This window comes from Streptomyces filamentosus (assembly GCF_014654895.1).
Classification (GTDB): Bacteria; Actinomycetota; Actinomycetes; order Streptomycetales; family Streptomycetaceae; genus Streptomyces; species Streptomyces filamentosus.
In genome coordinates, this window is the sequence record NZ_BNBE01000001.1 from 3,050,350 (window position 1) to 3,070,899 (window position 20,550).

At 73.5% G+C, this 20,550-nt stretch carries 21 protein-coding genes; 12 read left to right on the top strand and 9 right to left on the bottom strand.

The genetic code is table 11. From position 1 onward, the window contains the following. Positions 1–104: 104 nt before the first annotated feature. The 4 genes from tilS (at position 105) to folE (ending at position 4,614) form a co-directional block, all read left to right on the top strand. A complete protein-coding gene (gene tilS, locus IE326_RS13835) occupies positions 105–1,121 on the top strand; it encodes a tRNA lysidine(34) synthetase TilS (RefSeq protein ID WP_150229092.1) in 1,017 nt (338 codons plus the stop codon). 41 nt (positions 1,122–1,162) lie between these two features. After that, positions 1,163–1,702 (top strand): hypoxanthine phosphoribosyltransferase, encoded by a 540-nt coding sequence (gene hpt, locus IE326_RS13840; RefSeq protein WP_150232814.1) that lies wholly within the window; start codon positions 1,163–1,165, stop codon positions 1,700–1,702. Between the two features lie 173 nt (positions 1,703–1,875). Next, positions 1,876–3,906: an ATP-dependent zinc metalloprotease FtsH gene (gene ftsH / locus IE326_RS13845; RefSeq protein WP_030757888.1), complete on the top strand. Its 2,031-nt coding sequence runs from the start codon at positions 1,876–1,878 to the stop codon at positions 3,904–3,906. A 102-nt stretch (positions 3,907–4,008) separates the two neighbouring features. Further along, a complete protein-coding gene (folE, locus tag IE326_RS13850; RefSeq protein ID WP_150229090.1) occupies positions 4,009–4,614 on the top strand; it encodes a GTP cyclohydrolase I FolE in 606 nt (201 codons plus the stop codon). An 18-nt stretch (positions 4,615–4,632) separates the two neighbouring features. Here folE and IE326_RS13855 read toward each other — a convergent pair whose 3' ends face one another. From IE326_RS13855 to IE326_RS13880, 6 genes are all read right to left on the bottom strand, one after another. Further along, entirely contained in the window at positions 4,633–5,112 is a 480-nt protein-coding gene (locus IE326_RS13855) for a DUF3180 domain-containing protein (RefSeq protein WP_150229088.1), read from the bottom strand. A 48-nt stretch (positions 5,113–5,160) separates the two neighbouring features. Next, positions 5,161–5,760, bottom strand: coding sequence for a 2-amino-4-hydroxy-6-hydroxymethyldihydropteridine diphosphokinase (gene folK / locus IE326_RS13860; RefSeq protein WP_150229087.1), 600 nt, complete (start codon positions 5,758–5,760; stop codon positions 5,161–5,163). Further along, on the bottom strand, positions 5,757–6,116 hold the full coding sequence (gene folB, locus IE326_RS13865) for a dihydroneopterin aldolase (RefSeq protein ID WP_030495863.1): 360 nt from the start codon (positions 6,114–6,116) through the stop codon (positions 5,757–5,759). The genes folK and folB overlap by 4 nt, the downstream gene beginning before the upstream one ends. Before the next feature lie 112 nt (positions 6,117–6,228). Next, positions 6,229–6,732 carry a nuclear transport factor 2 family protein gene (locus tag IE326_RS13870; protein ID WP_190041648.1) on the bottom strand — a complete coding sequence of 168 codons (504 nt, stop codon included), beginning with the start codon at positions 6,730–6,732 and terminating at the stop codon, positions 6,229–6,231. Next, complete coding sequence (gene folP, locus IE326_RS13875) at positions 6,729–7,592, bottom strand: dihydropteroate synthase (protein WP_150229083.1); 864 nt, start codon at positions 7,590–7,592, stop codon at positions 6,729–6,731. The genes IE326_RS13870 and folP overlap by 4 nt, the downstream gene beginning before the upstream one ends. 37 nt (positions 7,593–7,629) lie before the next feature. Further along, positions 7,630–9,480: a phosphatidylglycerol lysyltransferase domain-containing protein gene (locus IE326_RS13880; RefSeq protein ID WP_190041649.1), complete on the bottom strand. Its 1,851-nt coding sequence runs from the start codon at positions 9,478–9,480 to the stop codon at positions 7,630–7,632. 164 nt (positions 9,481–9,644) lie between these two features. Here IE326_RS13880 and IE326_RS13885 point away from each other — a divergent pair, with 164 nt between their 5' ends. After that, complete coding sequence (locus IE326_RS13885; protein WP_190041650.1) at positions 9,645–10,757, top strand: alpha/beta hydrolase; 1,113 nt, start codon at positions 9,645–9,647, stop codon at positions 10,755–10,757. 8 nt (positions 10,758–10,765) lie between these two features. On the opposite strand, the gene IE326_RS13890 is transcribed toward IE326_RS13885, so the two are convergent. After that, entirely contained in the window at positions 10,766–11,740 is a 975-nt protein-coding gene (locus tag IE326_RS13890; protein ID WP_190041651.1) for an ABC transporter ATP-binding protein, read from the bottom strand. A gap of 158 nt (positions 11,741–11,898) precedes the next feature. On the opposite strand from IE326_RS13890, the gene IE326_RS13895 reads away from it, so the two are divergent. The 4 genes from IE326_RS13895 to IE326_RS13910 all read left to right on the top strand — a co-directional run bounded on the left by IE326_RS13895 (position 11,899) and on the right by IE326_RS13910 (position 15,542). Further along, entirely contained in the window at positions 11,899–12,585 is a 687-nt protein-coding gene (locus tag IE326_RS13895; RefSeq protein WP_150229075.1) for an ABC transporter permease, read from the top strand. 1 nt (position 12,586) lies between these two features. Then, positions 12,587–13,264, top strand: coding sequence for an ABC transporter permease (locus tag IE326_RS13900; protein ID WP_150229073.1), 678 nt, complete (start codon positions 12,587–12,589; stop codon positions 13,262–13,264). Positions 13,265–13,297: 33 nt separating this feature from the next. Further along, positions 13,298–14,272, top strand: a complete 975-nt coding sequence (locus IE326_RS13905) for an ABC transporter substrate-binding protein (RefSeq protein WP_150229071.1) — start codon at positions 13,298–13,300, stop codon at positions 14,270–14,272. A 130-nt stretch (positions 14,273–14,402) separates the two neighbouring features. After that, positions 14,403–15,542, top strand: coding sequence for a coiled-coil domain-containing protein (locus tag IE326_RS13910; protein ID WP_190041652.1), 1,140 nt, complete (start codon positions 14,403–14,405; stop codon positions 15,540–15,542). Between the two features lie 55 nt (positions 15,543–15,597). On the opposite strand, the gene IE326_RS13915 is transcribed toward IE326_RS13910, so the two are convergent. Together IE326_RS13915 and IE326_RS13920 are read right to left on the bottom strand one after the other, a co-directional pair. Continuing rightward, positions 15,598–16,740 (bottom strand): NADH-quinone oxidoreductase subunit D, encoded by a 1,143-nt coding sequence (locus IE326_RS13915; protein ID WP_150229067.1) that lies wholly within the window; start codon positions 16,738–16,740, stop codon positions 15,598–15,600. 115 nt (positions 16,741–16,855) lie between these two features. Beyond that, entirely contained in the window at positions 16,856–17,770 is a 915-nt protein-coding gene (locus IE326_RS13920) for an SAM-dependent methyltransferase (RefSeq protein ID WP_229915461.1), read from the bottom strand. A 243-nt stretch (positions 17,771–18,013) separates the two neighbouring features. Here IE326_RS13920 and IE326_RS13925 point away from each other — a divergent pair, with 243 nt between their 5' ends. The 3 genes from IE326_RS13925 to IE326_RS13935 are packed head-to-tail and all read left to right on the top strand — an operon-like array spanning position 18,014 to position 20,538. Next, positions 18,014–19,216, top strand: coding sequence for a sensor histidine kinase (locus tag IE326_RS13925; protein ID WP_190041654.1), 1,203 nt, complete (start codon positions 18,014–18,016; stop codon positions 19,214–19,216). 37 nt (positions 19,217–19,253) lie between these two features. Continuing rightward, entirely contained in the window at positions 19,254–19,928 is a 675-nt protein-coding gene (locus IE326_RS13930) for a response regulator (RefSeq protein ID WP_190041655.1), read from the top strand. A 1-nt stretch (position 19,929) separates the two neighbouring features. Beyond that, positions 19,930–20,538, top strand: coding sequence for an AAA family ATPase (locus IE326_RS13935; RefSeq protein WP_150229061.1), 609 nt, complete (start codon positions 19,930–19,932; stop codon positions 20,536–20,538). Positions 20,539–20,550: the final 12 nt, after the last annotated feature.

Below are 20,550 nucleotides of genomic sequence, written 5' to 3' on the forward strand. Positions count from 1 at the left end.
GCATTTCTGTCACCATCGACGCACTCTGAGTGACCGAACACCCCATTCCGACCGTTAAGACTCCGACCGAGGCACCCCACCCCATTCACGAAGGGCACCGAACCATGGGTCCCCATCCTGCGGTCGCGGCGATACGCCTGGCGGTCCGCCGCGTACTCCACGACGTCCTCACCGAGCACCCCGCCGATCCCGCCGCCCCCCGCGACACGCACCCCCTGGTGCTCGTCGCCTGCTCCGGCGGCGCCGACTCCATGGCGCTCGCCTCCGCCCTCGCCTTCGAGGCCCGCAAACTCCCCGTCCGGGCCGGCGGCATCACCGTCGACCACGGCCTCCAGGACGGCTCCGACGGCCGCGCCGGCGAGGTCGCCGACCGCATGACCGCCCTCGGCCTCGGCCCCGTCGAGTCCGTCGCCGTCACCGTCGGCCGCGAAGGCGGCCCCGAGGCCGCCGCCCGCGACGCCCGGTACGCCGCGCTCGACGCCGCCGCCGAACGCCACGGCGCCACCGCGATCCTCCTCGGCCACACCCGCGACGACCAGGCCGAGACCGTCCTCCTCGGCCTCGCCCGCGGCTCCGGCATCCGGTCCCTCTCCGGCATGGCCGCCGTCTCGGGGGCCCGGGGCCGCTACCGCCGCCCCTTCCTCCAGCTGGACCGCCAGACGGTCCGCAAGGCGTGCATCGCCCAGGAGCTCGCCGTCTGGGACGACCCCCACAACAGCGACCCGGCGTACACCCGCTCCCGGCTCCGCCACGAAGGCCTCCCGGCCCTGGAGAAGGCCCTCGGCAAGGGCGTCGTCGAAGCCCTCGCCCGGACGGCCCAGCTCTCCCGCGACGACGCCGACGCCCTCGACACCTGGGCCGCCGACGCCGAGACCTCCGTGCGCGACGAGGCCGGCGCCCTCGCGTGCGACAAGCTCCACGGCCTGCCCCCCGCCGTGCGCCGCCGAGTCCTGCGCCGGGCCGTGATCGCCGAGGGCGCGCCCGCCGGCTCCCTCTTCGCCCGGCACATCGAGGAACTCGACCGGCTCATCACCGGATGGCGCGGTCAGGGCGCCATCAACCTGCCCGGCCGGGTGGAAGCCCGCAGGCAGGGTGGCAGACTTGTCATCCGGCAAGGCTGACGCACGCTGCAACGAAAGTGACCCGGGTGAACGAGAAGGACATGGGCACCGACCTCCAGTCGGTGCTCATCACCAAGGAAGAGATCGACGCCAAGCTGGTCGAGCTGGCGGCGAAGATCGACGCGGAATACGCGGGCAAGGACCTGCTCATCGTCGGTGTCCTCAAGGGCGCCGTGATGGTGATGGCGGACCTGGCGCGCGCCCTGTCCACCCCTGTCACCATGGACTGGATGGCCGTCTCCTCCTACGGAGCCGGCACCCAGTCCTCGGGCGTCGTCCGCATCCTCAAGGACCTCGACACTGACATCAAGGGCAGGCACGTCCTGATCGTCGAGGACATCATCGACTCCGGTCTGACGCTGTCCTGGCTCCTGTCGAACCTCGGCTCGCGCGAACCGGCCTCCCTGGAGGTCTGCACCCTGCTGCGCAAGCCCGACGCCGCCAAGGTCGCCATCGACGTCAAGTGGATCGGCTTCGACATCCCCAACGAGTTCGTGGTCGGCTACGGCCTCGACTACGCGGAGAAGTACCGGAACCTCCCCTTCGTGGGCACGCTCGCCCCGCACGTCTACGGCGGCTGAACGACTGCTCCCGTACGGGGAACCCGCACCGCCTTCCCTCCGTTGAAGCACGGGAAGGCGGTCGCGGGCGACGATGCTGAGGTACCGTCCGAAGAACAGCTTTTTCATACTGCGGCTCTCACAGCAGCATTTACCTACGGGCAGGAGGGACGGGGCGTTCTCGCTCCGTATGGATGGACGTGAAGCGATACTTCCGTGGGCCGGTCATGTGGATCGTGCTGGCCGTCCTCGCCGTGGTCGTGCTGATGCAGGTCGTCGGCTCGTCCGAGGGCTACAAGACGGTGGACACCGGCCAGGTGGTCCAGGCGATCGACAAGAACCAGGTCAAGCAGGCAAAGATCACCACCGGGGACGAGCAGGTCGTCAAGCTCGAACTCTCCGGTGACACGAAGATCGACGGCAGCAGCAAGGTCCAGGCCAGCTACATCGGCACCCAGGGCGCCGACCTCGCCGACAAGCTCCAGGAGAAGTTCGAGGCCGGGCAGATCGAGAAGGGCTACACGGTCTCCCCGACGAAGCAGTCGCCCTTCGTCTCGATCCTGCTCTCCCTCCTCCCCTTCGTCCTCATCGTGGTCGTCTTCCTCTTCCTGATGAACCAGATGCAGGGCGGCGGCTCCCGCGTCATGCAGTTCGGCAAGTCCAAGGCGAAGCTCATCACCAAGGACACGCCCAAGACGACCTTCGCGGACGTCGCCGGCTCGGACGAGGCCGTCGAGGAGCTCCACGAGATCAAGGAGTTCCTCCAGGAGCCGGCGAAGTTCCAGGCCGTCGGCGCCAAGATCCCCAAGGGCGTCCTGCTCTACGGCCCGCCCGGAACCGGCAAGACGCTCCTCGCGCGCGCCGTCGCCGGCGAGGCCGGGGTGCCCTTCTACTCGATCTCCGGCTCCGACTTCGTCGAGATGTTCGTCGGTGTCGGCGCCAGCCGGGTCCGCGACCTCTTCGAGCAGGCCAAGGCGAACGCCCCGGCGATCGTCTTCGTCGACGAGATCGACGCGGTCGGCCGCCACCGCGGCGCCGGCCTCGGCGGCGGTCACGACGAGCGCGAGCAGACCCTCAACCAGCTGCTGGTCGAGATGGACGGCTTCGACGTCAAGGGCGGCGTCATCCTCATCGCGGCGACGAACCGCCCCGACATCCTCGACCCCGCCCTCCTGCGCCCGGGCCGCTTCGACCGGCAGATCGCCGTCGACCGTCCCGACATGCAGGGCCGTCTGGAGATCCTCAAGGTCCACCAGAAGGGCAAGCCGGTCGCGCCCGACGTCGACCTCGCCGCCGTCGCCCGCCGCACCCCCGGCTTCACCGGTGCCGATCTGTCCAACGTCCTCAACGAGGCGGCGCTGCTGACCGCCCGCTCGGACAAGAAGCTGATCGACAACCACATGCTGGACGAGGCGATCGACCGCGTGGTCGCGGGCCCGCAGAAGCGGACCCGGATCATGTCGGACAAGGAGAAGAAGATCACCGCGTACCACGAGGGCGGTCACGCCCTGGTCGCGGCGGCCTCCCCGAACGCCGACCCCGTCCACAAGATCACCATCCTGTCCCGCGGCCGCGCCCTGGGCTACACGATGGTCCTGCCGGACGAGGACAAGTACTCCACCACGCGCAACGAGATGCTCGACCAGCTCGCGTACATGCTGGGCGGCCGCGCGGCGGAGGAGCTCGTCTTCCACGACCCGACGACGGGCGCCGCGAACGACATCGAGAAGGCCACGGCCACCGCCCGCGCGATGGTCACGCAGTACGGCATGACCGAGCGGCTCGGCGCCATCAAGTTCGGCGGCGACAACACCGAGCCCTTCCTCGGCCGCGAGATGTCGCACCAGCGGGACTACTCGGAAGAGGTCGCCGCGCTGGTCGACGAAGAGGTCAAGAAGCTCATCGAGACCGCGCACAACGAGGCGTGGGAGATCCTGGTCGAGAACCGCGACATCCTCGACAACCTGGTCCTCGCCCTCCTGGAGAAGGAGACGCTGGGCAAGGAGGAGATCGCCGAGATCTTCGCCCCCATCGTCCGCCGCCCGGCCCGCCCGGCCTGGACCGGCTCCTCCCGCCGCACCCCGTCCACGCGTCCGCCGGTCCTCTCCCCCAAGGAGCTGGCCCTGACGAACAGCGCGAACGGCACGACGGCGAACGGCACCGCCCCGGCGGTCGACACCACCAAGGGCATCGACATCGCCCCCGAGGACACCCCGGAGCCCTGAGCCCCGGACCCCCCGGAATGGAAGCCGCGCCCCCACAGGTTCTAGCCTGTGGGGGCGCGGTCCTTTCTTCGCGCCCTGTCAGACAGACGGAACGAGGCACAGATGACCGACCCGGTGACGCTGGACGGCGAAGGCACGATCGGCGAGTTCGACGAGAAGCGCGCCCAGAACGCCGTACGGGAGCTCCTCATCGCGGTCGGCGAGGACCCGGACCGCGAGGGCCTGCGCGAGACGCCGGCGCGGGTGGCGCGGGCGTACAAGGAGATCTTCGCCGGGCTGTGGCAGCAGCCCGAGGACGTCCTGACGACGACGTTCGACCTGGGCCACGACGAGATGGTCCTGGTGAAGGACATCGAGGTGTACTCGACCTGTGAGCACCACCTCGTCCCGTTCCGCGGGGTGGCGCACGTGGGGTACATCCCGTCCACCACCGGCAAGATCACCGGGCTCTCGAAGCTGGCCCGGCTCGTCGACGTCTACGCCCGCAGGCCCCAGGTGCAGGAACGTCTCACCACCCAGGTGGCGGACTCGCTGATGGAGATCCTGGAGCCGCGCGGCGTCATCGTGGTCTTCGAGTGCGAGCACATGTGCATGTCGATGCGCGGCATCCGCAAGCCGGGCGCGAAGACCATCACCTCGGCGGTCCGCGGCCAGCTGCGCGACCCCGCGACCCGCGCCGAGGCGATGAGCCTCATCATGGCGCGCTGACGCCCTCCCGCGACGGACTCAGGCCCGGGCCCCGCCCGGGCCTTCGTCGTCCTCCGGGAGCCGGCAGACGCGTTCCAGGAAGAGGGCGGCGGCGATGACGGCGAAGGCGGCGACGACCGCGGCGGCGGCGTAGAGGGCCTGGTCGCGGCGGGCGGGGACGTCGAGGGAGCCGAGGAGGAAGACGCCCACGCCGCCGTAGAGGCCGGCGACGAGGGCGGCGACCAGGGCGCTGGCCTGGCCGAAGACGACCGCGCGGGCGGCCATCAGGGGTTCGACGCCCTTGGCGCCGGGACGGCGCTCGCGCTGGGCCCTGAGACGGGCCCGGAGGGAGAGGGCCGTCGCGGTGAGGACCACCGCGATCACGGCGAGGACGACGGGCGCGGCGAGCGGCACGCTGGGGAGCGTGCCGACGGAGTCCCAGAGGCGGGCACCGCCCCAGGACAGGACGCCGGCGACCAGGAAGAGTCCGGCGAGCACCTTGAGCCGCAGTTGTTTCACCGGGTGTCCTTCACGTGGTCGCGGGCGGTCTGCCACGTAGCGTAACGATTACTCGGGCAGGCGGAGTTCCAGGTCGGGGCGGGGCGTGAGGCCGGCGCGCCCGGTCTCGGCCAGCAGGGCCGCCACGGGGCCGCGGCCCGGGATCAGGGCCTCCGGGTCCACGTCGTGCCAGGGGGCCAGCACGAAGGCCCGCTCGTGGGCGCGGGGGTGCGGGAGGGTGAGGACCGGGTCGTCGGAGACGACGTCCGCGTACGCCACGATGTCGACGTCGAGGGTGCGGGCGCCCCAGCGCTCGTCCCGGACGCGGAGGAAGGCCTCCTCGACGGCCTGGGCGCGCTCCAGGAGCGAGGAGGGCGGCAGGGTCGTGCGGACGAGGGCGACCGCGTTGAGGTACGCGGGCTGGCTGTCGGCCTCGACGCCCCAGGGCTCGGTCTCGTAGACGGGGGAGACGGCCTTGACCCGGAGGCCGGGGGTGTCGCCGAGGGCGTCCACGGCCCCCTGGAGGTTCTCCAGGCGGTTGCCGAGGTTGGCGCCGAGGGCGACGACGGCCCAGCGGGGGTTGGAGAGGGTGGTGTCGGCGGCGTCGACGGTGGCGACGACGGAGGCCGGCACGGGCTGGACGGTGGGGTCGCTCTGGTTCGGTTTCATCGACGGCTCCGGGTGATCGTGACGGTCACGTCGTCGAACGGCACGGTGATGGGGGCGTCCGGCTTGTGGACGACCACCTCGACCTCCTGGACGCCCGCGTGGCTGAGGCACTGCTGGGCGATGCGCTCGGCGAGGGTCTCGATCAGGTCCACGGGCTCGCCCTGGACCACGTCGACGACCTCCTCGGCGACGACGCCGTAGTGGACGGTCTTGGTGAGGTCGTCGTCGGCGGCCGCCGGGCGGGTGTCGAGGCCGAGGACCAGGTCCACGATGAAGGTCTGCCCCTCCTCGCGCTCCTTGGGGAAGACGCCGTGGTGACCTCGGGCCTTGAGGCCGCGCAGCGCGACACGATCCACGCGAATCACTCCTGCTGTCGTAGTGGTGAGGGGCACGTGGCCGGGTGCGGACGGCCGGTGTCCTCCGTCGAATCTACCTGCGGCCTCCGACAGCGCTTGCTGTCGGGGCCCGTCAGGCGGAGCCTCCCGCGTCGTCGGAGGGGGGTCCGGGGGGTGCGTCGTCGTCGGGTCCCGCGATGACGGGGGAGGCGTGGTGGGACCAGATCCGCCACCCGTCGGGGGTCCTGCGGAAGGCGTTGGTGGCGACGACGAGCTGGCCGACGAGGGGGCCGAGCTCGGCGCCGTCCTCGGCGGGGCCGCCGCTGAGGATGTTCTCGGTGCAGGTGACGAGGGCGGTGTCGCCGGCCAGGGAGGTCCGGACGTCGGTGAGGAAGAACTGGATGTAGTCGGTGTGCGCCATGATCAGCGCGTACGAGCGGAGCACCTCGGCGCGGCCGGTGAGGACGGGCCAGCCGGGGTGGACGCAGGAGACGCCGGTGCCGCCGCCGTCGTCGAGCCACAGGTCTTCGAGGCCGTCGAAGTCCCCCTCCTCCAGCGCCGTGTAGAAGGCGGTGTTGGCGGCTTCCACGGCGGTCCGGTCGGCGGCGGTCCGGCCGGCCTCGTGCCCGGCGGTCACCGGGCTCCTTCGACCGCGCGGGCGACGCGGACGGCGTCGGCGGTGGCGCGGACCTCGTGGACGCGGACGGCCCAGGCGCCCTCGTGGGCGGCGAGGGCGGAGACGGCGGCGGTGGCGGCGTCGCGCTCGCGGGCGGGCGGCGGGGCGGCGCCGGGGCGCGAGGTGAGGACGTGGCCCAGGAACCGCTTGCGGGAGGCGGCGACGAGGAGCGGGCGGCCGAGCGCGCGCAGCTCGGGGAGGTGGGCGACGAGGGCGAGGTCGTGGGGGGCCAGCTTGGCGAAGCCGAGGCCGGGGTCGATGACGATCCGCTCGGGGGCGACGCCGCCGTCGACGACGGCCTCCATGCGGGTGCGGAGCTCGGTGACGACCTCGGTGACGACGTCCTCGTAGACGGCGAGGCCATTCATGTCCTGGCTGAAGCCGCGCCAGTGCATGACGACGAAGGGGACCTCGGCGGCGGCGACGGCGGGGACCATGCCGGGGTCGGCGAGGCCGCCGCTGACGTCGTTGACGAGGGCGGCGCCCGCCGCGACGGCGGCGCTCGCGACGGAGGCCCGCATGGTGTCGACGGAGACGGTGACGCCTTCGGCGGCGAGGCCGCGGACGACGGGGACGACCCGGCGGAGCTCTTCCTCCTCGTCCACCCGGGTGGCGCCGGGGCGGGTGGACTCGCCGCCGACGTCGACGAGGTCGGCGCCCTGGGCGACGAGGTCGAGGCCGTGCTTGACGGCGGCCGTGGTGTCGAACCAGCGGCCGCCGTCGGAGAAGGAGTCCGGGGTCACGTTGACCACGCCCATGACCGCGCAGCGGTCCCACTCGGGAAGGCCGAGGGGAGCGCCCCGGTCGATCGTCGTACTCATATGACCAGCGTAGGGCCCGGCGGGGCGGGGGGCGGTTTCAGGCCGGGCTGATCTCGTGGTCGCGGGCGCCCCGCACGGGCACGGCGTGGGCGCAGGGCCGGGGGGCCCTGGCGGGGCGGCGGCGGGCGAAGGGGCGGGGCAGGGCGAGGGTGAGGAAGCCTTCGGCCTGCATGGCGGCGAGGCCGATGCGGGGCAGGTCGCGGCCGGCGCGGTAGACGACGAAGCGGGGTTCCCAGCGCGGCTGGAACTTGGCGTTGAACTTGTAGAGGGACTCGATCTGGAACCAGCGGGAGAGGAAGAGGAGGAGGCCGCGCCAGAGGCGGAGGACGGGGCCCGCGCCGATCCGCTCGCCGCGGGCGAGGGCGGAGCGGAACATGGCGAAGTTGAGGGAGACCCGCCGGATGCCGAGGCCGGGGGCTGCCTGGAGGGCGGCGACGATGAGCAGCTCGTTCATGCCGGGGTCGGCGGTGCGGTCGCGGCGCATGAGCTCCAGGGACATGCCGTCGGCGCCCCAGGGCACGAAGTGGATCATCGCTTTGAGGTCGCCGTAGGGGCCGGGGGCCTCGCCCTCGGGGGTGGCGAGGTGGGCGGTCGCTATGACGGCGTCGCCGTCGCCGGGGGCGCCGATGCGGCCGAGGGCCATGGAGAAGCCGCGCTCGGTGTCGGTGCCGCGCCAGGCGGCGGCGGCTTCGCGGACCCGGTCGAGTTCCTCGTCGTCGAGGTCGCGGACGCGGCGGACGCGCGTGGTGTAGCCGCCGCGTTCGATCCGCTTGACCATCTGGCGGACGTTGCGCATGGCGCGGCCGGAGAGGGAGAAGGCGTCGACGTCGATGACGGCCTCGTCGCCGAGTTCGAGGGCGTCGAGGCCGGTCTCGCGGGTCCAGACCTGGCCGCCGGTCTCGGAGCAGCCCATGACGGCGGGGGTCCAGGAGTGGGCGCGGGCCTCGTCCATGAAGCGTTCGATGGCGCCGGGCCAGGCCTCGACGTCGCCGATGGGGTCGCCGCTGGCGAGCATGACGCCGGAGACCACGCGGTAGCAGACGGCGGCCTTGCCGCTGGGGGAGAAGACGACGCCCTTGTCCTGGCGGAGGGCGAAGTGGCCGAGGGAGTCGCGGCCGCCGTGCCGTTCGAGGAGCTCGCGCAGCCGGGTCTCGTCCTCGTCGCTGAGGCGGGCGGCGGGGTGTTCGGGGCGGAGCGCGAGGTAGAGGGTGGTGAGGGCGGTGAGCATGCCGAGGGCGCCGAGGGAGTAGCCGACGGTCCAGTCGACCCCGTGGGTGTAGGCGACGGGGCCCTCGACGCCGAGGAGTCCGAGGAGGACGTGTTCGAGGCGGTCGGTGAGGCTGGGGTCGCCGACGACGCGGCGGGGGTGGGCGCTGACGACGACGAGGCCGAGGGCGATGGATCCGGCGCCCATGACGACGAAGTTGGCGAGGGCGCGCCAGCGGCTGCGGGGGTCGGGGAGGGCGGCGAACTGGGCGCGGTGGCGCAGCAGCAGGAGGAGCAGGCCGAGCGAGAGCAGCGAGCCGAGGACCGAGTGCCGCCAGACGAACTGGGCGACGGCGCCGAGCGGCAGGAGGAGGACGACGGCCCGCCAGGCGCGGCGCTTGTGGCGCTTGAGGCCGTGGGCGAGGAGGAGCAGCAGGACGCCGGCGCTCAGGGAGACGGCGGCGGACAGCGGTCCGAGGGTGCCGGGCAGGATCTCGGCGAGGGCGTGGACGCGGCTGGCGCGGAAGCGGGGGAAGACCCCGGCGGCGACGTCGAGGAGCCCGACGAGGGCGCAGCCGGTGCCGATGAGGGAGGGGACCCTCTCCGGGGCGGGGCCGTTCAGAATTCGCCGGACCCGAACCGGAACCGATGATGTTTTGTCCCCATCTACCGTGACAGACATCGTTTCCCGCGCTTCCCGTGCTTCCGTGGTCGATTTCCGGCCCCGGGCCGGGGCGTTCCTTAGGACGGGGCCGGGCGGGGTCGGGTTCATCCGGGTACGGGAAATTCTCAGGAAGTCGTCGGGACGTCCGGGAAGTCGGAAGACGAGGAAGGTTCGGACGTCTCATGGGTCTCACCAGCGGCACAACGCTCGTCACGGCGGTGGCGGCGGCCGTCGTGCTGTTCTCGGTCACGGTGCTGCTGTGGCCCCGGCTGGCCCGGCGGGGCTGGCGGCCGGTGGCCGGCCGGGTCGGGCTGCTGCTGGCGACGCAGCTGGCGCTGTTCGCGGCGGTGGGTCTGGCGGCGAACCGTTCCTTCCTCTTCTACGGCTCGTGGGCGGACCTCTTCGGCCAGGAGCAGGAGATGGGGGTGGTCGTCGACCACGGCGCCGCCTCGAAGGACGTCCGCGTCGTGGGGAAGCGGGCCCTGGACGTGCCGGGCGGCGCGCGGCCGTCGGTGGGCGGGCAGATCCAGCAGGTGGTGGTCCGGGGCGACCGGTCGGGCATCACCTCGCCGGCCTTCGTCTACCTGCCGCCGGAGTACTTCCAGGAGCGGTACGCGAAGCGGACGTTCCCGGCGGCGGTGGTCCTGACGGGGTATCCGGGCACGGCGGAGAACCTGATCAAGGGGCTGAAGTACCCGCGGACGGCGTACCTCCAGGCGAAGGAGGGCCGGATGCAGCCGATGGTCCTGGTGATGCTGCGGCCGACGGTGGCGCCGCCGAGGGACACCGAGTGCGTGGACGTGCCGGGCGGCCCGCGGACGGAGACCTTCTTCGCCGAGGACCTGCCGCGGGCGGTCTCGGAGACGTACCGGGTGGGGACGAAGCCCCGGAACTGGGGCTTCATGGGGAACTCGACGGGCGGCTACTGCGCCCTGAAGATCGCGCTGCACCACCCGGACCGGTTCGCGGCCGGGGCGGGCTTCTCCGCGTACTACAAGGCGGCGGAGGACGTGACGACGGGCGACCTGTTCCACGGCGACCGGGGGCTGCGGCAGCGCGCGGACCTGCTGTGGAGCCTGGACCACCGGCCGCAGCCCGCGTCCTCGTTCCTGGTGACGACGTCGCGGTCCGGCGAGGGGAACCTGAAGGGGACGCGGGACTTCATCGCCAAGGTGAGGAGCCCGGCGCGGGTCTCCTCGATCACGCTGGAGAGCGGCGGGCACAACTTCACCACCTGGAACCGGGAGATCCCGCCCGGCCTGGTGTGGATGAGCGGGAAGCTCCGCGCGGACTGACCGGGGGCCTATCCGGCGTCGGTCCCGGTGGTGGCGCGGCGCAGGGCGCGGTGGACCCCGGCGGGGGTGAGGGTGCCGAGCGGCGCCCCGTCGGCGCCGGTGACGGTCAGGTGCCCGGAGTCCTCCTGGAGGAGCAGCGCGAGCGCCTCCTTGAGACTGCCCCCGAGGGGTACGGAGCGGGGTGCGGGGGCGGGCGTGCCGGCCGGCAGCGGGTCGAGGTCCCCGGCGGTGACGGGGGTGACCGCGAGCCGCTTGAGGGCCCGGTCGCCGCCGACGAAGTCGGCGACGTACGGGGTGGCGGGGGCGGCGAGCACGGTGGCCGGGGTGTCGAACTGCTCGATGCGGCCCTGCCCGTAGACGGCCATGCGGTCGCCCAGCCGGACGGCCTCCTCGATGTCGTGGGTGACGAGGAGGACGGTCTTGCGGACGGTGGCCTGGAGGGCGAGGAACTCGTTCTGGAGCCGTTCGCGGACGACCGGGTCGACGGCGCCGAAGGGCTCGTCCATGAGGAGGACCGGCGGGTCGGCGGCGAGGGCGCGGGCCACGCCGACGCGCTGGCGCTGCCCGCCGGAGAGCTGGGCGGGGTAGCGGGGGCCGTGGACGGCGGGGTCGAGGCCGACGAGTTCGAGGAGTTCCGCGGCGCGCGCGCGTGCCGCGGCCTTCTTCCAGCCGAGCAGGGCGGGGACCGTCGCGGTGTTGTCGAGGACCGTGCGGTGGGGGAAGAGCCCGACCTGCTGGATGACGTAGCCGATCTTGCGGCGCAGGGCGACCGGGTCCACCCCGGCGACGTCCCGGCCGTCGACGAGGACGCGTCCGGAGGTCGGTTCGACCAGCCGGTTCACCATCATCATCGTGGTCGTCTTGCCGCAGCCGGAGGGGCCGACGAGCGTGACGAGCTCCCCCTCGGCGACCTCGAACGAGAGGTCGTCGACCGCGGTGGTGCCGTCCGGATAGCGCTTGGTCACCTGTTCGAACCGGATCATGGGCCCATTCTGTCCCCTCCTCACCCGGCGTGTGTGAAGGCCGTGTTGCCGCGACGTGGCGGATCGGCGGCGCGGGCTCCGGATGCCGCCCCGTTGTCGGTGGCGGGGGTTAGGGTCGTCAGACACGCGTTCTAGCGACGGCCTGGGGGGAGGTCCGGATGAGCCCGTCGAACTGCCTGGTCGCCAACGACTGGGTCTGCGGGGAGTACCTGCGCACCCGCCGCGGGGAGCTGACCGACGCCCTGGTCCAGCACGTCGGCCTCACCGCCGCCTCCGTGGCGATCGCGCTGCTCGTCGCCCTGCCGCTCGCCCTCCTCGTCCGGGCCCGCCCGCGGTTCGCCGCCCCGGTCCTCGGTCTGACCACCCTGCTCTACACGGTGCCGTCGCTCGCCATGTTCTCGCTGCTGCTGCCCGTCTTCGGACTCTCCTCCGCCCTCGTCGTCACCGGCCTGGTGCTCTACGCCCTGACGATCCTGGTGCGGAACGCCCTGGCGGGCCTCGAAGCCGTCCCCGCCGAGACCCGGGAGGCCGCCCGCGGCCTCGGCTTCGGCCCCTGGCGCCTGCTCTGGCAGGTCGAACTGCCGCTCGCCCTGCCGGTCCTGATGGCCGGCGTCCGGATGGCCACCGTCTCCACGATCGCCCTCACCACCATCGGTTCGGTCGTCGGCCGCGGCGGCCTCGGCAACCTCATCGAGGACGCCCTCCCCACCTTCTTCAAGGCGCAGGTCCTCGCCGCCTCCGTGCTCTGCGTGCTCCTCGCCGTCGTCGCCGACCTGCTGCTCCTGGGCGTCCAGCGGCTGCTGACGCCCTGGGCCCGGGACCGGGGCGCGCCGGGGGGTGGGTGAGGTGGGGGTCGTGACGGACGCGTGGACCTGGCTCACCACCGGCGCGCACTGGACCGGGGAGGAGGGCGTCGCCGCCCGCCTCGCGGAGCACGCCTACGTGAGCGGGCTCGCGCTGCTGATCGCCGGCGCGGTCGCGCTGCCGCTCGGGCTGTGGCTCGGCCACCTCGGCCGCGGCGGCGCGCTGGCGGTCAACGTGTCGAACGTGGGGCGGGCGGTCCCGGTCTTCGCCGTCCTCGCCCTCTTCATGGTCTCCCCGCTGCGGAACGCGGGCTACGTGCCGACCGTGACCGCCCTGGTCCTCTTCGCGGTGCCGCCGCTGCTGACCAACGCGTACGTGGGCGTGCGCGAGGTGGACCGGGCTGCCGTCCGGGCGGCCAGGGGCATGGGGATGACGGGCGGCCAGGTCTTCACCCGGGTCGAACTCCCGCTCGCCGCGCCCGTGGTGATGACCGGGGTGCGGTCCGCCGCCGTGCAGGTGGTCGCCACCGCGACCATCGCCGCCATGGTCGGCCAGGGCGGCCTCGGCCGGATCATCACGGCCGGCTTCGCGCTCTACGACACCGCGCAGGTGGTGGCGGGCGCCGTGCTGGTGGCGCTGCTCGCCCTCGTGGTGGAGGGGCTCCTCGTGGGCCTGGACCGGCTCCTGGTGCCCCGGCCGCCCCGGACGCCCCGCACATGACGTACCGAACACCGAAAGCGAAGGGCTGAACTCGTGAACAGGATCTCGCGCGCCACGGGCGCGCTGCTGGGCGCCGCCGCGCTGGCCGTCTCCCTCGCCGCCTGCGGCGGCGACAGCCTGGAGCAGGGCAAGGAGAAGACCTCCGGCGGCTCCGGCGGCGGCAAGGGCTCCCTGGTGGTGGGCGCCGCCGCCTTCACCGAGTCGAAGGTGCTCGCCGAGCTGTACGCGCAGGTGCTGCGCGACGCGGGGTACACGACCTCGGTCACCACCGTGAAGAACCGGGAGCTCTACGAACCCGCCCTGGAGAAGGGCGAGATCGACGTCGTACCGGAATACGCGGCGACGCTCGCGGAATTCCTCAACGCGAAGGCGAACGGCCCGAAGGCGCCCGAGGAGAAGCCGGTCGCCTCCGGTGACGTGAAGGCCACCGTCGACGCGCTCCGCACGCTCGCGCAGCCGCGCGGACTGAAGGTCCTGGAAGCGGGGGAGGCGGTCGACCAGAACGCCTTCGCGGTGTCGAAGGAATTCGCCGCGAAGAACAAGCTCACCACCCTTTCCGATCTCGGCGCGGCGAAGATCGGGGTGAAGATCGCGGCGGGCGACGAATGCGCGGTCCGCCCCTTCTGCGCCCCCGGTCTGAAGAAGACCTACGGCATCGACGTGACGGGGATCGACCCCAAGGGCGTCGGCACCCCGCAGGCCAAGCAGGCCGTCGCGGACGGCGTGGACCAGCTGGTCCTGACCACCACCACGGACGCCACGGTGGAGAGTTTCGGACTGGTCTTCCTGACGGACGACAAGAAGCTCCAGAACGCCGACAACGTGCTGCCGGTGGTGAACGAGAAGGAGGCCGGGACGCCCGAGGTCGCCGCCGCCCTCGACAAGATCACCAAGGTGCTGACCACGGCGGATCTCGCCGAACTCAACCGCAAGGTCGACGCCGAGCGGGCGAAGCCGGAGGACGTCGCCGCCGCTTATCTGAAGGAGAAGGGGCTGGTCGGCAAGTAGGCGCCGGAGAGGGGAAGTCGGTCCGAAGCGGAAGCGGAACGCGGTCTCGCCGATTCCGTCGTCGAGAAGTGGCCAAGAGATTGCCGGGCCGACCCCCCACGCCGTCCCTACGCACGGTAAATTTCAGGCCATGCCACGTGGACGTCACCGCCATTCCCCGCCTCTGCACAAGCTGATGCCGCCTTCCGCGGTCGCCGGCGCCGCGGTCGTCTGCGCCGCGGCCGCCTGGATCCCCGGGGAACTCGTGGTCGTGCGGCTGCTCGCCGTCGCGGCGGCGGCCGCCGCCGTCACCGGTGCCGTCCTCATGCGCGGCTGGGACCGCAGCGCCGGCCACCAGGTCGCCGAACTGACCCGCGCCCGCACCGCCGACCAGTGGAAGGCCGAGGAGCGCCTCGCCGAACTGGAGGCGGACCTGGAGGAGTCCCGCGCCCTGCGCATCCGCCTGGACGCCAAGCTCCGCGCCAAGCGCGTCGAACTGGCCGGGCTGCGCGGCGAGCACGCCGACCTGCTGCGCCGCTACGCGACCGCCGAGACCGAGCGGGCCAGTGCCCTGGAAGGCCGCCGCGTCCTGGCCCGCGCGAAGGCCGACGCCCCCAAGGAGCTGACCGCCGCCGGTCCGGCGCCCACCCCGGAGGCGTACCGCGCCGCCGCCGAGGCCCTGCGCGACCTGCCCCGCAACGCCGCCGCCCAGCGGGCGCGCCGCACCGCGGAGGCGGCCCGCGCCCGCGACCTCGCCGAGCGCGCCGCCGAGACCGAGGAGCCGCGCGGCCGGCACGCCGCCGAGCAGCACGCCCGCCCGGCCGGCCAGGACGCCCCGGCGGCCCTCGCCCCGGCCACCGGCACGAAGGCCCTCGCCCCGGCGCCCCCGGAGCAGGACCGGACCCCGGCGGTCCCGGCGGCCAGCGCGATCGTCCCGTACGCGGCCCGCCGTCCCGTCCCGCGCACCGAGGGCGGTTTCGACTTCTTCGGCACGCAGAAGGCGGCGGCCATCGAGGCCGTCCAGGACACCGACCTCGCCGACGTGGTGGGCGAGGAGGTCCTGGAGGAGGCCCGCGCGGCGGCCGTCCGGCCCGCGCTCCTGACCCCGGTCCCGCCGCCCGCCCCCGCCGGGGGGACCCCGGCCGGCGCGCCCGCCGACGCCGATGCCGATGGGCCCGTCGTGGCCCGCCCGTCGGCGGCCGGTCCGATCGGCCAGGTCATCGACCTGACGGCGCACGACGAGACCGAGCAGCTCGACGTCGCCGAACTCCGCGGGGCCGTCAACCGGTGACTCCGAGCGAAGGCCCCCCTCCTCCGGGAGGGGGGCCTTCGCCGTGCCGCCCGCCCTACTTGTCGATGTCGCCGACGACGAAGAAGAACGACCCCAGGATCGCGACCATGTCCGCGACCAGCGTCCCCGGCAGCAGCTCCACCAGCGCCTGGATGTTGTTGTACGAGGCCGAGCGCAGCTTCAGCCGGTACGGCGTCTTCTCGCCCTTCGACACCAGGTAGTAGCCGTTCAGCCCGAGCGGGTTCTCGGTCCAGGCGTACGTGTGTCCCTCCGGGGCCTTCAGCACCTTCGGCAGCCGCTGGTTGACCGGCCCCTGCGGCAGCTCGGCCAGCCGGTCCAGACAGGCGTCGGCCAGCTCCAGGGCGTTGTGCGTCTGCTCCAGGAGGCACTCGAAGCGGGCGAGGCAGTCGCCGTCCTCGCGGACCACCACCCGCAGGGTGTCCTGGAGCTCCCCGTAGGCCAGGTAGGGCTCGTCGCGCCGCAGGTCGAAGTCGACGCCGGAGGCGCGGGCGATCGGACCGGACACCCCGAAGGCGTGCACGGTCTCCCGGTCCAGGACGCCGACCCCGCGCGTGCGGGCCCGGAAGATCTCGTTCCCCAGCACCAGCCGGTCGTAGACGTCCATCCGGGACCGCACGGACGCCACCGCCTGCCGGGCCCGGCCGAGCCAGCCCGCCGGCAGGTCCTCCTTGAGGCCGCCGACCCGGTTGAACATGTAGTGCATCCGGCCGCCGGAGACCTCCTCCATGGCCGTCTGGAGCTCCTCGCGCTCCCGGAAGGCGTGGAAGACGGGCGTGATCCCGCCCAGCTCCAGCGGGTACGACCCCAGGAACATCAGGTGGTTGAGGACCCGGTTCAGCTCCGCCAGGAGCGTCCGCAGCCACACCGCCCGCTCCGGCACCTCCATGCCGAGCATCCGCTCGACGGCCATCACCACGCCGAGCTCGTTGGAGAAGGCGGACAGCCAGTCGTGCCGGTTGGCCAGCATGACGATCTGGCGGTAGTCCCGCGCCTCGAAGAGCTTCTCCGCCCCCCGGTGCATGTAGCCCACGACCGGCTCCGCCTGCCGGATCACCTCGCCGTCGAGCACGAGCCGCAGCCGGAGCACGCCGTGCGTGGAGGGGTGCTGCGGGCCGATGTTCAGCACCATGTCGGTGCTCTCCGCCGCGCCGCCGATGCCGACCGTGGTCTCCGTCATGCCGGACAGTATCCCCCGCCGGACGCCCCTCCCACGGGCGAGCCCCCGGCCCGTGGACGACCCGGCCCGCGCACCACCGGCCCGGGGAGACCCCCCGCCCTGGGGAAACCGGCCCTCACACCCGCTGGCTCAGCCACAGGAAGTCGCCGAGACCCCCGCGGGCGGTCAGCTCGGCCGCCTCCCCGGCGGCGGCGAGCGCCCGCACGTACCCGGCGGGGTCGGTCGAGGCGAGCGCGAGCGGCGGCCGGGAGCCCGAGACCCCGAGCCCGTGCAGCGCCTCCCGCTGGGTCGTCAGCTCGGCCGCCGCGCGCGCGGGGACCGCCGCCGCGCAGGCGTCCATCGCCACGTGCGAGGTGAGGTCGCTCCCGCCGTCCGGGACCGGCGCGACCTCGCGGCCCGCGCGGAAGCCGGTCAGCGTGCCGAAGGGCGGCCGGGAGCCCCGTACGTGCCCGTAGTCCACGGCCACCGCCCGGCCCGCCGCGAGACAGCCGACGGCCGCCGCCCACGCCTCGTCCCGGGGCCGGCCGATCTCCGCCCGCGCGCCCGGCCCGGACAGCGGCCACCAGCGGTCCAGCCACCGCGCGTCCGCGCCCGTCACCGGCGCGCCCAGCCGTTCCGCACCGTCGGCGCGCACCTCCACGTACCTCGCCGTGCCGTCCCCGTCGGCCTCGGCGACGTCCACCGGGACGTTGTCCAGCCACTCGTTCGCGAAGAGGAGGCCGCGCACCCCCTCGGGCGGCCGGCCGGTCCACTCCACCCGGGGGTCGAGCCCGGCCGGCCGGGCGGCCCGCTCGACCGCGCAGACCCGCACCCGCAGCCCCGCCGGCACCGCCGCGAGCACCCCGGCCGACAGCTCGCCCCGGCCCGCGCCCACGTCCACCAGCGTCACCTCGTCGGTGTCCAGCTCCTCCGCCGTCAGGACGAGCAGCCGGGCCACCGCCCCCGCGAAGAGCGCCGAGGCGTGCACCGAGGTGCGGAAGTGCCCGGCCGGTCCCTCGGGACGCAGGAAGAAGCCCCCGGGGCCGTACAGCGCCCGCTCGGTGGCCTCCCGCCACCCCCGCCACTCCGGCCCTTCCGTCCGCGCGCCCCGGGAGGCCCCACGGGCCCCGTCCTCCCGTACGTACTCCGGCCCCCCGCCCGGCGGCCGTCCCGTCCCGTCCGTCACCTCATCCGTCACGCGCCCCAGTCTCCACCCCCGGGCGTACGGGTCCCGCCGTGAGGATCGGCCCCACGGTTGATCCCCCGCCCCCGCCCTTTCCCTACTCTGGGTTACGTGCAGCGCCTCTACGACTTCCTCCGCAGCCACCCGACGGGCGTCGACGTCTTCTGGGCCGTCGTCCTCCTCGGGATGTCCCTGCTGTGGATCGGGTCGGTGACCCCGTCCCTCGGCGACCCCGTCGGCTACGGGGCCGTCGCCGTGCTGTACTCCCTGGTCGTCGCCCTGCGGCGGCGGGCGCCCGAGCGGATGCTCGTCCTGGCCGTCGCCCTCGGCGTCGTCCAGCTCGTCCTCGACCTCGCGCCGTTCATGGCGGACTTCGCCATGCTCGTCATCATCTTCACCGTCGCCGCGCACGACGGCCCCCGCTGGGCCTCCCGCGTCGCCCTCGCCGGCGGCCTGTGCGCCGCCCCGCTCTCCCAGCTGAGATGGCCCCTGGAGGGGAACGTCTCGGTCCCCGCCCAGGTCTTCTTCACGGTCATCATGTCCGTGCCGTTCGCCCTCGCCTGGGTCCTCGGCGACTCCCTGCGCACCCGCCGCGCCTACTTCGCGCAGCTGGAGGAGAAGGCCGCCCGCCTGGAGAAGGAGCGCGAGGCCCAGGCCAAGGTCGCGGTCGCCGCCGAACGGGCCCGGATCGCCCGCGAGCTCCACGACGTCGTCGCCCACAACGTCTCCGTCATGGTCGTCCAGGCCGACGGCGCCGCCTACGTCATGGACGCCTCCCCCGAGACCGCCAAGCAGGCCCTGGAGACCATCTCCACCACCGGCCGGCAGGCGCTCGCCGAGATGCGCCGGCTGCTCGGCATCCTGCGCACCGGCGAACACCAGGAGGCGGGGGAGTACGTGCCCCAGCCCGACGTGGAGCAGATCGAGGAGCTCGTCGAGCAGGTCAGGGGCGCCGGCCTGACCGTGGACCTCGCCGTCGAGGGCACCCCGCGCGAGCTGCCCACCGGCGTCGGCCTGACCGCCTACCGCATCGTCCAGGAAGCCCTCACCAACACCCGCAAGCACGGCGGCCCCGACGCCGGCGCCAGCGTCCGCCTCGTCTACTTCGACGACGGCCTCGGCCTGCTCGTCGAGGACGACGGCCGGGGGGCGCCCCAGGAGATGTACGAGGACGGCGGCGCCGACGGCCGCGGCCACGGCCTGATCGGCATGCGGGAGCGGGTCGGCATGGTCGGCGGCACCCTGGACGCGGGCCCGCGCCCCGGCGGGGGCTTCCGGATCAGCGTCCTGCTGCCGCTCAAGCCCGCACACTGAAAGCCCGAGCCCCGTCCCCACCCACCGAAGGAACCCCATGTCCATCCGCGTGATGCTCGTCGACGACCAGGTGCTGCTCCGCACCGGTTTCCGCATGGTGCTCGCCGCCCAGCCGGACATGGAGGTCGTCGCCGAGGCGGGCGACGGGGCGGAGGCCCTGGAGGTGCTGCGCTCCACCGCCGTCGACGTGGTCCTCATGGACGTCCGCATGCCGCGCCTCGACGGGGTGGAGGCGACCCGGCGGATCTGCGCCGGGCCGGACGCCCCGAAGGTGCTGATCCTGACCACCTTCGACCTCGACGAGTACGCCTTCTCCGGCCTGAAGGCGGGCGCGAGCGGCTTCATGCTGAAGGACGTGCCGCCGGCCGAGCTGCTGGCCGCGATCCGCTCGGTGCACAGCGGCGACGCCGTCGTCGCCCCCTCCACCACCCGCCGGCTCCTCGACCGCTTCTCCCCGATGCTCCCCTCCTCCGGGCGCGACCCCGAGCACGCCGAGGTGGGGAAGCTGACCGAGCGCGAGCGCGAGGTCATGCTCCTCGTCGCCCAGGGCCTCTCCAACGGCGAGATCGCCGCCCGCCTCGTCCTCTCCGAGGCCACTGTGAAGACCCACGTGGGCCGCATCCTCACCAAGCTGTCCCTCCGCGACCGCGTCCAGGTCGTCGTCCTCGCCTACGAGACGGGCCTGGTCCGCGCGGGCGGCGGCGGGCGCTGAGGTGCTGGTCTGGCTGAACGGCCCCTTCGGCGGCGGCAAGACCCAGACCGCCCACGAACTGCTCCGGCGCCTGCCGGGCAGCGTCGTCTGCGACCCGGAGCACATCGGCTTCGGGCTGCACCGCACCCTCCCGCCGGAGCTGCGCGGCGACTTCCAGGACCTGCCGGCCTGGCGGCGGGGCGTGCACGAGGTGCTGGACCTGGCGCTGCGGCGGCACGACGGGCCGGTCCTGGTGCCGATGACGGTCGTGGACCCCGGGTACTTCGCGGAGACCGTCGGACGGCTGCGGGAGGCGCACGGCGAGGAGCGGGTGCGGCACGTCGCGCTGCTCGCCCGGCGGGAGACGGTGCTCGGGCGGCTCGCCGAGCGGGGCCTCGGGCGCGGCCTGAAGCGGGAGAGCTTCGCCGTGGCGCGGCTGGACGCCTGCCTGACGGCCCTCGCCGCCCCGGAGTTCGCCCACCACCTGCGCACCGACGACCTCACCGTCCCGCAGGTCGCCGACCGGGTCGCGGACCTCGCCGGGCTGCGGCTCGCGCCGAACACCGACGGCCCGCTGCGGCACCGGCTGCGGCGGATCAGGGTGGGGCTCGCCCACCTCCGCCTCGACTGACCCCGCCGCCCC

Bases quoted from the DNA above. Each gene is read 5' to 3' on its own strand.
- IE326_RS13915 (WP_150229067.1), bottom strand. From the start codon at position 16,740: ATGACGGAGACCACGGTCGGCATCGGCGGCGCGGCGGAGAGCACCGAC.
- IE326_RS13930 (WP_190041655.1), top strand. From the start codon at position 19,254: ATGTCCATCCGCGTGATGCTCGTCGACGACCAGGTGCTGCTCCGCACC.
- hpt (WP_150232814.1), top strand. From the start codon at position 1,163: ATGGGCACCGACCTCCAGTCGGTGCTCATCACCAAGGAAGAGATCGAC.
- IE326_RS13895 (WP_150229075.1), top strand. From the start codon at position 11,899: ATGAGCCCGTCGAACTGCCTGGTCGCCAACGACTGGGTCTGCGGGGAG.
- IE326_RS13890 (WP_190041651.1), bottom strand. From the start codon at position 11,740: ATGATCCGGTTCGAACAGGTGACCAAGCGCTATCCGGACGGCACCACC.
- IE326_RS13880 (WP_190041649.1), bottom strand. From the start codon at position 9,480: ATGTCTGTCACGGTAGATGGGGACAAAACATCATCGGTTCCGGTTCGG.
- IE326_RS13885 (WP_190041650.1), top strand. From the start codon at position 9,645: ATGGGTCTCACCAGCGGCACAACGCTCGTCACGGCGGTGGCGGCGGCC.
- ftsH (WP_030757888.1), top strand. From the start codon at position 1,876: ATGGACGTGAAGCGATACTTCCGTGGGCCGGTCATGTGGATCGTGCTG.
- tilS (WP_150229092.1), top strand. From the start codon at position 105: ATGGGTCCCCATCCTGCGGTCGCGGCGATACGCCTGGCGGTCCGCCGC.
- folK (WP_150229087.1), bottom strand. From the start codon at position 5,760: ATGAAACCGAACCAGAGCGACCCCACCGTCCAGCCCGTGCCGGCCTCC.
- folE (WP_150229090.1), top strand. From the start codon at position 4,009: ATGACCGACCCGGTGACGCTGGACGGCGAAGGCACGATCGGCGAGTTC.
- IE326_RS13910 (WP_190041652.1), top strand. From the start codon at position 14,403: ATGCCACGTGGACGTCACCGCCATTCCCCGCCTCTGCACAAGCTGATG.
- folP (WP_150229083.1), bottom strand. From the start codon at position 7,592: ATGAGTACGACGATCGACCGGGGCGCTCCCCTCGGCCTTCCCGAGTGG.